A 14390-nucleotide genomic window follows, 5' to 3' on the forward strand; every position below is an offset into this window, starting at 1 on the left:
CATGGACGGTGCCGCCGAGCGGCTGGCGAAGTACCGCGCCATGCGCAACTTCGCGAAGACCGACGAGCCCTCTGGTGCGAATACCCCGAAGGAACCTGGTTACCGGTTCGTCGTGCAGCGGCATCGGGCGCGGCGGAAGCATTACGATTTCCGGCTCGAACTGGGTGGCGTGCTGGTCAGCTGGGCGGTGCCGAAGGGGCCGACACTCGATCCGAAGGCGCGGCGGATGGCCGTGCACGTCGAGGACCATCCGCTGGAGTACGCCGATTTCGAGGGTGTCATCCCGCGCGGCGAGTACGGCGGCGGCGACGTGATCGTGTGGGATCGCGGACGCTGGGAGCCGGTCGGCACCGACGATCCCGAGCAGGCGCTCGCGGACGGGAACCTGCACTTCGACCTCTACGGCGAGAAGCTGGCCGGGCGCTTCGTGCTGATCCGCCCCCAGAAGGACGATGACGGAAAGCAGTGGTTTCTGCTGCACAAGCGGGATGACCACGCCACCTCGGGCTGGGACGCCGAGGATCATCCGAAGTCGGTGAAAAGCGGGCTCACCAATGACGAGATCGCGGCCGCTCCGCCTGCGTTGTGGCGGAGCGATCTGCCCGCGACCGAGGCGGAAGTACCGTTGCACGCGGTGTTCGAGCCAGCGTCGGAGGACGAACTCAAAGCGCTGAGCGAACTGGGCAAGCAAGGCACGTGGACGGTCGCCGGGCGGCAGTTGAAGCTCACCAATCTCGACAAGACGTTGATCCCCGGCCGCGACGGCGAAGCGCCGATCACCAAACGGGAACTGATCGAGTACTACACCCGGATCGCGCCGACGATGCTCCCCTACCTCGCCGGCCGCGCGCTCAACACCAACCGGTTCCCCGGCGGTGCCGGCAAACCCGGGTTCTGGCACAAGGAGGTCCCCGGCCACGCGCCGGAGTGGCTGCACCGGTGGCATTACGAGGCAGCCGGCCCCGGCGACGTGCAGCAGTACCTCGTGCCCTCCGGCGTCGCGGATCTGGCCTGGCTGGCCAATTTCGCCGCGCTGGAACTGCACGCCTGGACGTCGCGCACGTCCGACGTGGAGCATCCGACCTGGCTGCTGTTCGACATCGACCCCGGTTCGGAAACTTCGTTCGACGACGTGCTCGCGCTCGCCCGGCTGCACCGCACCGCGCTCGATCACTTCGGGCTCATCGGGCGGCCGAAGACGACCGGGCAACGCGGGATCCAGATCTGGGTGCCGATCGAGCCGCGGTACACCTACGCCGAGACCCGGGCATGGGCGGAAACCGTGTCGAAATCGATCGGCAGAACCGTGCCGGACCTGGTGAGCTGGGCGTGGCAGAAGGACCGCCGCGGCGGGCTGGCGCGGCTCGACTACACGCAGAACGTGCTGAACAAAACCCTCGTCGCGCCGTACAGCGTGCGGCCGAAGCCGGGGGCGCCGGTGTCCGTCCCGCTGGAGTGGGACGAACTCGACGACCCCGGCCTCACTCCGGATCGGTGGACGATCCAGACGGTGCTCGATCGCGTGGCGAAGGCGGGAGATCCGTTCGCGCAGCTGCTTGACGTGCACCAACGCCTGCCGCGGCTGTCGTGAAAATCCCCGCCGCGGCCACGACTGCGAAGCCGATCAGCAGATAGCGCGCGGACGTCACCATCGACGGTGCGCCCAAGTTCACCAGCAGACCGGCGATCGAGGCACCGAACGCCGTCGCCATCGTCAGCACGGTCGCGATCGCGGCGGCCGCTTGCTGACCGCTGGCCATCGCGGCGACCGACAGGTGCGGCATGGCGATGCCGATCCCCGTGCCCCCGGCGAGAAGGACGACCAGCCACGCCAGTACCGAGGCGTTTTCCTTCTGCAGCAAGGCAAGTACGACGAACGCGGCCGCCAGCAGCGTCGGTCCGGCCAGGCAGAGCAGCCGGACGCGGCGGGCCGAGGAGCTGACGATCTGGCCGGCGGACCAGCCGAAGGACAACGCGGCGGAGAAGAAACCCGCTGCGGCAGGCGGCAATCCGCCGAGATGCTGACCGAACAGCGGCAGGAACGCCTCGACCGAGACTCCCGCGGCGAGGCACATGATGGTCAGGTAGATCCACCGCAGCGGCGAGCCCGGCTCGTAGGCCTCAGCGGGCAGGACCCGCACCGCGGCCCGCTTCTCGACGAGCAGAAAAGCCGCGACGAAACCGAATCCCAGCACGATGCACGCGGCCATCGCGACGACGTTGGCCAAGATTCCGGCGATGCTCACCGCTCCGACCGCGCCCACGACGGCCACCAGCGCGAACGTCGGCACCGGGGTCGGCTCGCCGCTTCGCGCACTGCGCGGGAGCGCCCGCGGCACCAGCGCCGCAATCACGACCGCTGCGCCAGCCAGCACGACGAACGCCGCCCGCCACGAACCGAATTGCGCGAACAACCCGCCGAGCGCCGGGCCGACGAGGTTGCCGACGCCGAACATCGCCGAGATCAACGCACTCCCCCGCGTCCACAGATGCCGCGGCAGCGCCGAATGGATCACCGCGAACCCAAGTCCGGTCAGCAATCCGGCGCCCAAGCCTTGCACTCCGCGACCGGCCAGCAGCACCGGCATCGCCGGGCTCACCGCGCACACCACCGAGCCCGCCGCGAAAACGCCGAACCCGAGGTAGTACGCCGCCGCGTTGCCGAGGCGGGCGAGCGCCCGGCTGACGAACATCGTCGCGACGACCTGCGCGACCAGGAACGCTGTCATGTTCCACGCGTAGAGCCGCTCCCCTCCGATGTCGGCGACCGCGGTCGGCAAAAGGCTGGCCGCCACATAAATGTTGACCGCGCCGACCAGTACGCCGCCGGCCAGCACGGCCGCGGTGCTGAAATGCGCTCCCAATTCGCGCCACGAACCCACTTGTTTCTCCTCCCGGATGCTTCCGCGGTCGCATCATGTCCGGGCGGGAGACCCCGGTAATCAGACAAATCAGGCGTGAACTGGGTCACATTTTGGTGAGTACCACCAGATAGCGGCACGCCTCGGCACCGGGATTCTCGTACGCGCAGTCGGCCGGGCGGCCCAGCTGGAGGCAGTCGCCCTCGCCGAGTTCGTGCACGACTTCGCCTTCGTGGAACCGCAACTGGCCGGACAGCACCCAGACCTGGTGATCGGCGAAGGCATAGGAACTGGCCGGAAACTCGGCTTTCGCACCGGGCGGCAGGTCGACCTCCACCAGCTCGGCAGCCCCGTGCCCGGGCGGCGAAACCGCGCGGCGCACGTAACCGGTGACCGGATCCTGCCAGGTCGGCTGGTCTTCGCGCCGAACAAACCTGCGGTCGTCGCCCTCCGCGCGAGCGATGAGTTCGGACAGCGTGAGCCCGAGCGCGGTGGCGAGGCGGCTCAGCAGCACGGCCGTCGGCTGCGCTTCGCCGCGCTCGATTTTCCCGATCATGGCGCGGGAAACCCCGGAACGTTCGGCGAGGACGCCAGCGGACAACGCGCGGTCCTGCCGGGCTTCGCGCACCGCCGCGGCGAGCGAGGCGGAGAGGGGATCGGTCACAGTGGTCGACTATAGCAGCGGATCGTGTCTACTATCAGGGACATGTTGATCCGACCTGCCGAAGAACGGGACGCTGCGGCGTGCGCGGCGATCTACGCGCCGTACGTCCGGGACACCACGATCAGCTTCGAGACCGAACCGCCGACGCCGGCGGAAATGGCCGCCCGCATCGCGAAGGCGACGAAGTCGTACGCGTGGCTGGTGCTGGAAATCGACGGCGAGGTCGTCGGATACGCGTACGGAAGTCCGCACAAGGAGCGTGCCGCCTACCGTTGGTCGTGCGAGGTGAGTGTGTACCTGGCACAGGACCGTCGACGCGCGGGTGGCGGGAAAGCCTTGTACGAAGCCCTCTTTGCCCGGCTTGCCGAGCGCGGCCTCCGGATGGCGGTGGCTGGGATGACGCAGCCGAACGAAGCCAGCGTGGGGCTGCACAAGGCGATGGGCTTCGAGGTGATCGGGACTTATCGGCGGATCGGGTGGAAGCATGGTGCGTGGCGTGACGTGACGTGGATGCAGCGCGAACTGACCTCGTGAGTGGCGATCCCGGGTAGAACCGGGATCGCCACTCACGAGCCCAAGTCCAGTTCCTCGATGTCGTGCTCCAGGCGGGCCCGCCAGGACCACTTCGGTTCCGTCCAGTCGGTGTCCGAGGGCGGCGGTTCCCCCAGCGGCAGCGCGGGATCGACCACGCCGTGCGTCACCCGGTAGGCCAGCGCGGAAGTCGCTGCGCGGATCCACTTGTCCCCCGCCGCACCAGAGGGCGGCGCGACTCCGAACGCGTGCGTGAACCACACCGGCAGCAACGCGCTCGATCCGATCGCGTCGGTGATCCGCTCGCGCAGCCGGGAATGCAGCTCTTCCCAATCCCGTTCGCACTTCTCGATCTGCGGCAGCACCCGGGTCCGCGTCACCTCGTCGGCCGCCAGAACCTGTTGCGCCGCTTCGGCATCCTGCTGCGCGGCGGGCAGCTGGCGATCCAGCACACCGCGCCGCCGGGCGATCACTTCGGACAGTCGCGACTCCGCGTCGTCGCGTTCCGGTGTGCCACGCTCGGCTTTCGCCAGCACCTCCAGCACGGCGATCAGCGCTTCTTCGCTCTGCCCCAACACTTCCCGTGCCTGCGGCAGCCGCGCGACATCCTCTTCGTACGGTCGGCGCTGACTCGGCGTGAGCAACTGCGCGGCCAGGCTGTGCCGCCGTTCCGCCTCCGCTGCGAGCTGCCGCAGCCGCGGGCCGACGTCGTCCAGGTCGACCACCGGCACCTTCTCCGACACCCGAACCGCGCGTTCGAGCACCAGCAACCGCTGCCGGAGCCGTTCGAGCTGCCGCGCGGTGTGGTCCAGCCGGGTTTCGTGCCGGGAATGGGTTTCGGCGAACGACTCGACCGTCTCGCGCAGTTCGGAAAGCTCGCGGACGGTGCGGTTTTCCAGATCGTCGACGGTCTCTTGCATACCGCCGACGGTGTCGGTGAGGGCAAGCAGTTCCGGATCGGCCTCCGGCCCCTCCTCGGCCGGGTAGTACTCGGTGTCGCGGTAGTACTCGGAGTAGGTCACCGCGCCTCCCGCACCAGGAACGCCACGGTCGCCACCGTGGTGAGCGCGGCCAGGATGACCACGATCAGCTGGGCGGCCGGCCCGGTCCCGATGAGCGCGACCGCGGTGAAGACCGCGGCCAGCACTCCGCTCCAGGCGGCACGCTGCCGCCGGTTGACCATCATCGGTGCCGGCCCGAGCGGCCCGAACGCGATCCGCAGTCCGGCTCCCAGCAGCGGCAACGCGAGCAGCAGCCAGACCGCGTTGAGCGCGCCGAACAGCATCATCGCCCCGCTCACCATCCCGACCGCGACCGGCGCGACCGCCAGGTACAGCGTCGTCCGCTGCACCTTCCCGCGCTTCGCCGCCAACCGGGCGAGCCGCACCTGTTCGACGGCGGCGTCGACCTCCTTCTCGGCGCTCAGCAGCGCCTCCGCCCGCTCGGCCAAGGCGTCGAGCGTCTGCGTGCGTTCGTCTTCCGCCTGGTCCGGCAGCTGCGCCAGACCCGCGCGAAGCTCACGGCGGAGCGCGGACGCGCGCGCCATCACGTGGTCGCGCTGGTCCTCTGCAGGCGTAGTCACCTGGCCACTGTAGGTACGAAGGGTGCCGAACCCGGGGAACGACGCGACTTCGGCCCGATCCGGTCAGAGGCGCAGCAGGTCTTTCCCGGCGACCACCTCACCGTCGAACCCGGCCGCGGCGTGCTCGCGCCACACCTCGTCGGCGATATCCGCGTCAGCCGGGACGAAATGCGACAGCACGAGAGTCCCCACCCCCGCTTCCTTGGCCAATGCACCGACCCGCTCGACACTCGTGTGGCTCGCCAGCAGGTGATCCCGCAACGTCGTGCCGTTGTACCGGCTCACCATGGCATCGACCGCAGGCACATACATGACCTCATGCACCAGCACATCCGCACCAGCAGCCAACCGCACCAGGTTCTCGCACGGCGCGGTGTCGCCGGAGATCACGATCGACCGGTCCGCAGTGTCCACTCGGTAGGCGAACGCGTCCACGATCGGCGGGTGGTCCACGCGGGCCGCGGTGATCCGCGCGTTCTCGTCCTCGAAGACCACGCCGTCCGCCGCTACCTCGTGCGGGTCGAGCAGTTCGTCCAGCGGAGGCAGACCCTCGTCGCCGACCCGGGTGTCGATGTCGAAGCGGTTCATCGCCAGGAAATGCCGGGTCATGTCCGCGAGCGGCGGCGGGCCGAACGCGGGGACCTGTCGTTCCAGGTTGGCGGCCCAGGCCAGCAGGTAGAGGTTGCCGTAGTCGGCGTTGTGGTCGGAATGGTGATGGGTGATGCCGACCGCGCGCAACGAGTCGAGCGGGATGCCCGCGTGCACCAGCTGCCGGGCGACGCCGTTGCCGCAGTCGATCACATAGGTGGCTCCGTTGACGACGATCGCCTGTGCCGGAGCGCTCCGGGTGCGTTTCGGTGCGGGACCGCCCGCCGTGCCGAGGAGGATGAGCTGCGTGGTCATGCGTACTCGCTTTCGAGCTTGACGGAAGCAGAACGGCGGGCCAGCCACACGACGAGACCCAGCACGCTCCAGGCTGCCAGCGCGAGCAGCGCCGGCAGGGTGATCTGCTTGAGCAGCAACCAAGTCTGCACCGCGAGAATCGCGACGCCGAGCACGGACAGCGCGGCGTGCGACGTCCGGCGCATCCGGAACGGGGCCGCCGCGTGCAGTTCCGGACACTGCCGGCGAACCCGCCACGACGCGATGATCAGCAAAGTGAGCAACGGCCCGGTCACGATCGACGTCATGGCTGCGATGTTCGCGACGCTGAAGCCGGCGAGCACCGGCACCACGCCGATCAGGTAGAGGATCGCCAGCAGCCAGTGCGGGGTGCCGAACCGGCGGTTCACCGCGCCGAGCCCGGCGGGCAGCCAGCCGTCGCCGGTCGCGGCCAGCACGGGTTTCGTCGCGGCCAGCAGCAGCGAATTGATGTGGCCGATCACCGACGCCATCGCGCCGCCGAGGATGAAGAACGCGAAACCGCCCGGGGAAAGGAGGTGCCGGGCGACGTCCGACATCGGCTTGCCCGCGGACGCCGCTGCCCCGAGCACGCCCACCGACGGGATCGCCACGACCACGTAGATCACCGCCGCGACGAGAGTGCCGCCGACAACGGACAGCGGGATGTCGCGTCCCGGCCGCTTCATCTCCCCGCCGATGTCGGCGATGAGGAAGGCACCGGTGGTGGCGAAGGTGAGCATGGCCGCCGCGTTGAGCAAGCCGCCGATGCCGTGCGGGGTCAGGTTCCCGAACTCGCTCCACCGCACCTGCCCGGCACCCGCGATCCCGTACAGCAGGAAGGCGGCGAGCATGACGACCGCGAGCACGATGCCGACGCGGCTGGAGAACGTCGCGCCCGCCAGGTTCGTCAGGAAGAACACCGTGATCAGAGCGATTGCCAGCGGCCGGACCGGAACGCCCGGCACGAGCGCGCTGACGTAGTTCGCCCCGGCCAGCGCCATCAGGCTGAGCTGGATGACCGACACGGCGGACAGCCACATCGACGCGAATCCGGCGGCAGGCGAGACCAGCCGCGCGGCATAGGTGTAGCGGCCGCCGGTGACCGGCATCGCGCTGCCGAGCGACGCGATCGGCAGCGAATAGACGATCACCGCGAGCGCTGCGATGGCGAAGGCGATCGGCGCGCCGGCCCCGGTCAGCGCGATGGCGGTGCCCATCAACGCGACGACCCCGCCGCCGACTACCTGATGGAACGAAACTCCGACGGCTTGGAAAAGGGAGATGCTTCGCTTGAGGTTCGCGTCTGCTTCGGTCGGCATCCTGATCACTGCCTTCTGCTGGCCGTTGTCGATCGGCACAGCGTGACCCAATCCGCGACGCTTCGGAAATACCGAATGCCCGCCCTGGCATAGCCGTTCGGGAATACCGCGGGATAGCCGGGCGGGCATGGGAGCGAGCGAATCAGGCATTGGACGGGCATGACGCCCGGCAAGAACGATGAGAAGCCCGCGTTCCTTCTCCGACCTTGTGGAGTTCCCATGACCGTGGCCCTCGCCGAAGCGGCCGCCCGCGATCTCGACGCCCAGGACCCGTTGCCGACGTTGCGGGCGCGGTTCCACCTCCCGCCCGCGACCGGCGGCGGCTACCCCGAGGCGGCCTACTTCGCCGGGAACTCCCTCGGCCTGCAGCCGGCCGCGACCCGCGCCGCGCTGGACGCGGAACTCGCCGACTGGGCCCGGCTGGGCGTGGAAGGCCACGTCGCAGCAGCGCGTCCGTGGGTCTCCTACCACCAGCAGCTACGCGATCCGGCCGCCCGGCTCGTCGGCGCGCGCCCGGCCGAGGTCGTGCTGATGAACTCGCTGACGGTCAACCTGCACCTGATGATGGTCAGCTTCTACCGGCCGACCCCGCGACGGCAGGCGATCGTCATCGAGGACACCGCGTTCCCGTCCGACAGCTACGCGGTGCGCAGCCAGGTCGCGTTCCACGGCTACGACCCGGACGAAGCCGTCATCCGGCTTTCGCCCCGTCCCGGGGAATCGACGTTGCGCAGCGAGGACATCGCCAGCTGGCTTGCCGAACACGGGCATCGGGTCGCGCTCGTCCTGCTGGGCGGAGTCAATTACTACAGCGGGGAACTGCTCGACATCCCGGCGATCACCCGCGCCGGGCAGGCCGCCGGAGCGATCGTGGGGTGGGATCTCGCGCACGCGGCGGGCAATGTGCCGCTGCGGCTGCACGACTGGGGCGTCGACTGGGCTGCTTGGTGCACCTACAAATATCTCAACAGCGGGCCGGGCGCGATCGCGGGCGCGTTCGTGCACGAGCGGCATCTCGCGGACCGTTCGCTGCCGAAGCTGGCAGGCTGGTGGAGCACCGACCCGGACGTGCGGTTCCGGATGCGGCCGACGGTGACCCCGGTCGACACCGCCGACTCGTGGCAGCTGTCGAACCCGCCGATCCTCGCGATGGCCCCGGTGCGAGCCTCGCTGGAGATGTTCGACGCGGTGGGCATGGACGCCTTGCGCGCCAAGAGCATCCGGCTGACCGCGTACCTGGAAACGCTGCTCGGCGAGATCTGCGCGGAAGGTCCGATGGAGGTGCTCACGCCGCGCGACCCGGACCGTCGGGGCGCACAGCTTTCCGTCCGCCTGCACGGTATGGCCGCCGACGAGGTCAGCGCCGCGTTGCGGACCCGGCACGGCGTTGTCGCGGACGCACGCCGCCCGGACGTCATCCGCCTCGCGCCGGTGCCGATGTACTCCACCTTCCACGACTGCTGGCGCGCGGCGACCGCACTGGCGGAGGTCGCTAGCGGTTCTTGCGCCGGATCTTGATCGTCCGCAGGTCGGTGACCGCGTAGTTCAGGTCCCGGTACGGCAGGCCATGCGCGGCCAACGCGGCGGTCGCGCCGTCTTTGGCCGCGCGTTCGTCGTCGTCCGGACCGGCCGGGACCTGGCAGCGGAAGGTGAACGCCGTCGCGTTGACGTCGTGGGTGAAGGTGCCTTCCTCGGTGAAGGCGACGTCGGTCTCGGCCTCCAGCAAAGCACGGGCGGCCTCGTCGAGAGCGTCGAATTTGCCGCGGATGATCACGCGGAACGCGTCCATGTCAAGTGTCCTTCCGGATCGCATAAGTCAGTACTTGCTCGCCGAGCAGGCCTTCCACCGCGTCGAGGAGCGTCAGTGCCGCCTCCGCGATGTCGTCCGGTCGCTCGCCGGCGACGGTGCGTTTGCCGATCTCGCCGTACAGCAGGTTGTGCACCCACCCGATCTGCGCGGCGACCAGCCCGGGCACCGGATCTCCCCGCGCCGCGCCGGTTTCCGCGGCCAGCAGGTCGGCGAGTTCGGCGACCATCTGCTCGCCGAGATCCCGCAGCCGGGCGGCGAGCGTGGGCGCGGCCAGCATCATCGGCAGCACCCGGCCGAACCCCGGACTGAGCCCGATCGTCCGCGAGCGCCGCTGGATCTCGCCGCGCAGGTGGTCCAGCACCGCGCGCGCCGCGGACACTCCCGGCCCGCGCGCCTGCACGATCCCGGCCAGCCGTCCCGCCGACGCCTCCGACGGCGGCAGCACCAGGTCTTCCTTGACGCGGAAGTGGTTGTAGACGGTGTTGACCGCGACGTCGGCGGCCTCGGCCACCTCGGCGATCGTCACCGCCTCGAATCCGCGGTCGACGAACATCCGCAGCGCGGTTTCCGCGATGCGCTGCACCGTCTCCTGCTTCTTCCGTTCTCGAAGTCCCACGCCGGATAGTGAAGCAGACTGCAAACTTGGTGTCGACTCTATTTTTTCCCAGCCTCGGGACATCGCATCTGAGGAGAAGCGCGCCGTGCTGCTTCGCGAGGGGGCGACCTGTGGCGCGGATCCGGCCCCCGAACTGTCCGCTGCGCACACCGAAATCCTCCGTGAGACGGTCGCCGACGAGGATGTCGCGCGGACAAATCCGCGGGCCGGAACACCGAGGTCGCGCGCTGCGCCATCGGACGCCCGGCCGCGTGGACGTCCCGACAGCCCCGGCCACCGACTCGAAGCCTGCACCCCGTGCGACGCCGCTTCCCGGGACGCACTGCGGCTGCTCGCTTCGCGCTAACCGCCGCCGAAACCGCCCTGCCCGCAGCACCTGGTATGGCATCATCCGCCGGTGACCGGAGAGCGAAGCGACCCACATTCCATCGAGGAGGAGGACCTCGATGATTTCGACTCCTGGACCGCCCAAGCCGCGCTGGCCTCCTTGATCGACGAAACGCTCAGCTCGCCCGAAGTCACCCGGCTGCTCGCGCGCGAATCGCTGCGCACCGAAGTCGTCCGCGAGGAACTGTTCGCGAACGAGACGCTGCTCGCGAAGATCCGGACGCTGCAGGATCAGGTCATGGCCGAAGGCGACCGCGGGTTCCGGCCGCGAAACCGGGCGGTGTCGCCAGGCGAGGTGATCTGGCTGCTCGTCGCGGTGCTGCTCGGGCTCTGCTACCTCAGCCTGATGAGCGCCGCGTGGACCCAGCTTCCGCTGTTCTTCCGGGTTTTCGCCGGAATGATGATGCCGTGCGTCCTGTTCGCCACCGGCGCGCTCGCGGTCCGCAAGGTCGCCGCGCTGCACGAGTGGATCAATCCGGACTCCATGCAGTTCCACGAGGAGCAATTCGGCCTTGGACCGCGGCGTTCGTTCGCCGCGCGCGAGATCGTGCTGCCCGAGGTCCGCGACGTCATTTCCGCGCACCGGCGGCTGCATTTCGGCACGACGCTGGTTTTCGACCAGCAACACGACCTCGGCGAGGAGGACAGCAGCCGGATCGTGCCGACCGCAGCGGCGAAACGGATCCGGCGTGTCCTCGAACGCGCGGGGTCCGGCGCGGTGGCGCTCGGCGGGCAACGCGGGTCCGGCAAAACCACCGCGATCCGTTCCCTGCAGCGAGGTCTGCTGCACGGCAGCGAAAACCCCGCGCCACTGGTCGTCGTCGCCTCCGCCCCGGCCACCTACGACGCCCGCGATTTCGTGCTGCACCTGCACAAACTGCTGTGCCAAGCCGTCCTCGCCCGGATCCGGCGGGCACTGGGCCCGGAACTCGGCTGGCGCTGGTGGGCCCGCCGGTTCTGGCGCGGGTCGGCCGGCCTCGTCCTCTCGGCCGCGTTCGGCTGGGCGATCGGCGGCCTGCTGTGGAACGGAGAATTCACGCAGTTCCCCGCCGAACTGTGGCAGACCATCACCGCAGCGCGCTTCCCGGACTTGCTAGGTCCATTGTGGACTAATCAACCGGTGGGCAACCGGATCGCCCTGGCCGTGGTCGCCGTCCTCGCGCTTCGCTGGGCATGGAAACTCCTCGCGACCGCGACCGGCGCAGTACTCCTCTTCCTGCGACGGAAGTCGTCCGCCGGACCGCGCGCTCTCGAAGCCGAAGCACGACGCCAGTTGCTGCGGATCCAGTACCTCCTGACCTACACCACCGGCTGGTCGGGCAAGCTCGCCGTCCCGGCCGGCGGCGAACTGGGCCGCACCCGCACCACGCAACGGGCCGAACAGCAGCTGACGCATCCGGAGGTCGTCGACGAGTTCCGCGCGTTCGCCCAGCTGACCGCCGAGTCCTTGCGCGAGGACGGAATCACCGACCGGGTCGTGGTCGCCATCGACGAACTGGACAAGATCGGCGAGCAGGACAAAGCCCAGCAGCTGGTGAACGACATCAAGGGCATCTTCGGCGTGCCCGGCTGCCTGTACTTCGTGGCGGTGTCCGACGACGCGGTGCTCAGCTTCGAGCAACGCGGACTGGCCGTGCGCGACGCGTTCGACAGCGCGTTTTCCGAGGTGGTGCGCCTGGAATCGTTCACGCTGGACGAAAGCAGGCTGTGGATCGCGCAGCGGCTGCCCGGCGTACCGGAGCAGTTCTGCTACCTCGGCCACTGCCTCTCCGGCGGCCTGCCGCGCGACCTGCGCCGCACGACGATCGACATGGTGGACGTGACGATCGAACACTACGAGCCGTCGCTGTCGACGGTCACCGGCATCCTGGTCCGCGCCGACCTGACCGCCAAGGCGAGCGGCTTCACCGGACAAGCCCGCGGACTCGCGCAAACGCCGGAGCTGACCGAACTGTGGCCGAAACTGCTCCGCATCCCCGACACCCGCGAAGCCGTGGAGCTCGCCGAACTCGCCGCCGAACTGCACGAAGGCGCGACCCCCGACCTCGCCGGCGCGGTCAACCGAGTGCGGCTGCACAGCAGCGCGTTCGTTCTCTTCTGCGCCACGGTCCTGGACGTGTTCACCGACGCGCTCACCCAATCCCGCCTCACGCCGAGCCTGCACGAACTAGCCGTCGCCCGACGGCGGCTCGCACTGGACCCGCACCTCGCGTGGGCCGCTTTGAACGACTTCCGCAAGGCACACGACCTGCCGTTGCCCGGGCGGGCATAGCCGACGATCAGCGGAAGAGGCGGAAGAACCCGCGTATCTGCTGGATCAGTGACTCCGGCTGCTCCAGCGCGGCGAAGTGGCCGCCTCGTGGCAGTTCCTCGAACCAGCGCAGGTCGGTGAACCGCAGTTCGGCCTCCCGCCGCGATGGGCGCGTTATGTCCCGTGGGTACACCGACAGTCCGCACGGCGCGGTGACTTTGTCCCGGAAGCGGGCGAAGCTCTCCCAGTACAGGCGTGCCGACGACGTGGCCGACGCGGTGAACCAATAGACCGAGATCTCGTCGAGGATCTTCTGCCGCGGCAACGCGTCCTCGGGGCGGCCGTCGTTGTCCGTCCAGGCCCAGAACTTCTCGGCGATCCAGGCGGCCTGACCCGCCGGAGAGTCGGTGAGGCCGTAGCCGAGGGTCTGCGGCCGGGTCGCCTGGAGCGCCGAGTACCCCCGGCCGGTGCGCTGGAATTCCTTCTCTGCTTCGAGGTTTGCCAGCTCCGCGGGCGTCGGGTCGTCGAAGGTGCCCGCCGCCACGGACCCCAGGTTCAGGTGGACGCCGGCGACCCGCTCGGGCGCCACCTCGCCCAGCGCGCCGGACACCGCCGAACCCCAGTCACCGCCCTGCGCGCCATACCGTTCGTAACCCAGTGAAACCATCAACGTGTCCCAGGCGCGCGCGATTCTTGTGACGCCCCACCCGGTTGCCGACGGCTTGTCGCTCCAGCCGTACCCGGGCAACGACGGCGCGACCACGTGGAACGCGTCCGCCGGATCCCCGCCGTGCGCGCGCGGATCGGTCAGCGGGCCGAGGACATCCAGGAACTCCAGTACCGAACCCGGCCATCCGTGCGTGAGCACGAGCGGGAACGCGTCCGGCTCCGGCGAGCGGACGTGCAGGAAGTGAATGCCCAGCCCGTCGATCGTGTCGCGGTACTGCGGGAAGGCGTTCAGCCGCTCGGCGAATCCGAAGTCGTAGTCCTCGGCCCAGCTGCGGCACAGCTCCCGCGCGTAAGCCAGCGGCACTCCCTGCGACCAGTCGTCGACCGGCTCGGGCTCGGGCCACCGCGTCCGGCGCAATCGTTCGCGCAGGTCCGCGATCTCGGCTTCGGCGATGCTGACCTCGAATGGCTCAGCAACCACGGCAGGCTCCTTTCCTCGGCACCGGCGTTACCGGATCAGTTGCAGGTCGGCACCAGAGTGCCGGGGCGGACTGAGGACGACTGCCGGTGGGCCAAGGCGACTTCCGGACACCGGCCGCTGCCCGGCACACCTGGCCGCGACCACGCTCAGCGCATTGGTCTCCGTGATCGCCCCTCGGTCCGGCTCATCTCGGCGTACGCGCCGGGCTGAACTGCCGAGCCGCTTTCGTTGGCCTGTCGCGCAACGGCTCGAAGCACACCAGGCCAGCATCGCAGCCCGGGTGCCTCGTGAGTGTTCCTGCCGGTTAGAACCGGCA

At 69.3% G+C, this 14390-nt stretch carries 13 protein-coding genes; 4 read left to right on the forward strand and 9 right to left on the reverse strand.

Annotated features, from left to right (window positions below; genetic code table 11):
- Position 1: 1 nt before the first annotated feature.
- Entirely contained in the window at positions 2-1591 is a 1590-nt protein-coding gene (locus BM362_RS19940) for a DNA polymerase domain-containing protein (RefSeq protein WP_093574138.1), read from the forward strand.
- On the opposite strand, the gene BM362_RS19945 is transcribed toward BM362_RS19940, so the two are convergent.
- Together BM362_RS19945 and BM362_RS19950 are read right to left on the reverse strand one after the other, a co-directional pair.
- A complete protein-coding gene (locus tag BM362_RS19945; protein ID WP_093574139.1) occupies positions 1482-2882 on the reverse strand; it encodes an MFS transporter in 1401 nt (466 codons plus the stop codon). The genes BM362_RS19940 and BM362_RS19945 overlap by 110 nt on opposite strands.
- A gap of 85 nt (positions 2883-2967) precedes the next feature.
- Positions 2968-3525, reverse strand: coding sequence for a helix-turn-helix domain-containing protein (locus BM362_RS19950; RefSeq protein ID WP_093574140.1), 558 nt, complete (start codon positions 3523-3525; stop codon positions 2968-2970).
- A 42-nt stretch (positions 3526-3567) separates the two neighbouring features.
- Between BM362_RS19950 and BM362_RS19955 the strand changes: the two genes are divergently transcribed.
- Positions 3568-4059, forward strand: coding sequence for an arsinothricin resistance N-acetyltransferase ArsN1 family B (locus BM362_RS19955; protein WP_093574141.1), 492 nt, complete (start codon positions 3568-3570; stop codon positions 4057-4059).
- A gap of 32 nt (positions 4060-4091) precedes the next feature.
- On the opposite strand, the gene BM362_RS19960 is transcribed toward BM362_RS19955, so the two are convergent.
- The 4 genes from BM362_RS19960 to BM362_RS19975 all read right to left on the reverse strand — a co-directional run bounded on the left by BM362_RS19960 (position 4092) and on the right by BM362_RS19975 (position 7899).
- Positions 4092-5078, reverse strand: a complete 987-nt coding sequence (locus BM362_RS19960; RefSeq protein WP_093574142.1) for a hypothetical protein — start codon at positions 5076-5078, stop codon at positions 4092-4094.
- Positions 5075-5638, reverse strand: coding sequence for a hypothetical protein (locus BM362_RS19965; protein ID WP_067591648.1), 564 nt, complete (start codon positions 5636-5638; stop codon positions 5075-5077). Before BM362_RS19965 ends, BM362_RS19960 begins: the two co-directional genes overlap by 4 nt.
- A 63-nt stretch (positions 5639-5701) precedes the next feature.
- A complete protein-coding gene (locus BM362_RS19970) occupies positions 5702-6541 on the reverse strand; it encodes an MBL fold metallo-hydrolase (protein ID WP_093574144.1) in 840 nt (279 codons plus the stop codon).
- Entirely contained in the window at positions 6538-7899 is a 1362-nt protein-coding gene (locus BM362_RS19975; protein WP_167545370.1) for an APC family permease, read from the reverse strand. The genes BM362_RS19970 and BM362_RS19975 overlap by 4 nt, the downstream gene beginning before the upstream one ends.
- A 180-nt stretch (positions 7900-8079) precedes the next feature.
- Here BM362_RS19975 and kynU point away from each other — a divergent pair, with 180 nt between their 5' ends.
- On the forward strand, positions 8080-9378 hold the full coding sequence (gene kynU / locus BM362_RS19980; RefSeq protein WP_093574146.1) for a kynureninase: 1299 nt from the start codon (positions 8080-8082) through the stop codon (positions 9376-9378).
- On the opposite strand, the gene BM362_RS19985 is transcribed toward kynU, so the two are convergent.
- Both BM362_RS19985 and BM362_RS19990 read right to left on the reverse strand, forming a co-directional pair.
- Positions 9353-9649, reverse strand: coding sequence for a DUF6204 family protein (locus BM362_RS19985; protein ID WP_067591662.1), 297 nt, complete (start codon positions 9647-9649; stop codon positions 9353-9355). The genes kynU and BM362_RS19985 overlap by 26 nt on opposite strands.
- A 1-nt stretch (position 9650) precedes the next feature.
- Positions 9651-10286, reverse strand: a complete 636-nt coding sequence (locus BM362_RS19990; protein WP_067591664.1) for a TetR/AcrR family transcriptional regulator — start codon at positions 10284-10286, stop codon at positions 9651-9653.
- Between the two features lie 397 nt (positions 10287-10683).
- Here BM362_RS19990 and BM362_RS19995 point away from each other — a divergent pair, with 397 nt between their 5' ends.
- Complete coding sequence (locus BM362_RS19995) at positions 10684-12945, forward strand: hypothetical protein (RefSeq protein WP_067591667.1); 2262 nt, start codon at positions 10684-10686, stop codon at positions 12943-12945.
- Positions 12946-12952: 7 nt separating this feature from the next.
- Here BM362_RS19995 and BM362_RS20000 read toward each other — a convergent pair whose 3' ends face one another.
- Positions 12953-14074: an epoxide hydrolase family protein gene (locus BM362_RS20000; protein ID WP_093574148.1), complete on the reverse strand. Its 1122-nt coding sequence runs from the start codon at positions 14072-14074 to the stop codon at positions 12953-12955.
- Positions 14075-14390 lie beyond the last annotated feature (316 nt).

The sequence above is a fragment of the Amycolatopsis rubida genome, assembly GCF_900115345.1.
In the GTDB taxonomy this organism is placed as follows: Bacteria; Actinomycetota; Actinomycetes; order Mycobacteriales; family Pseudonocardiaceae; genus Amycolatopsis; species Amycolatopsis rubida.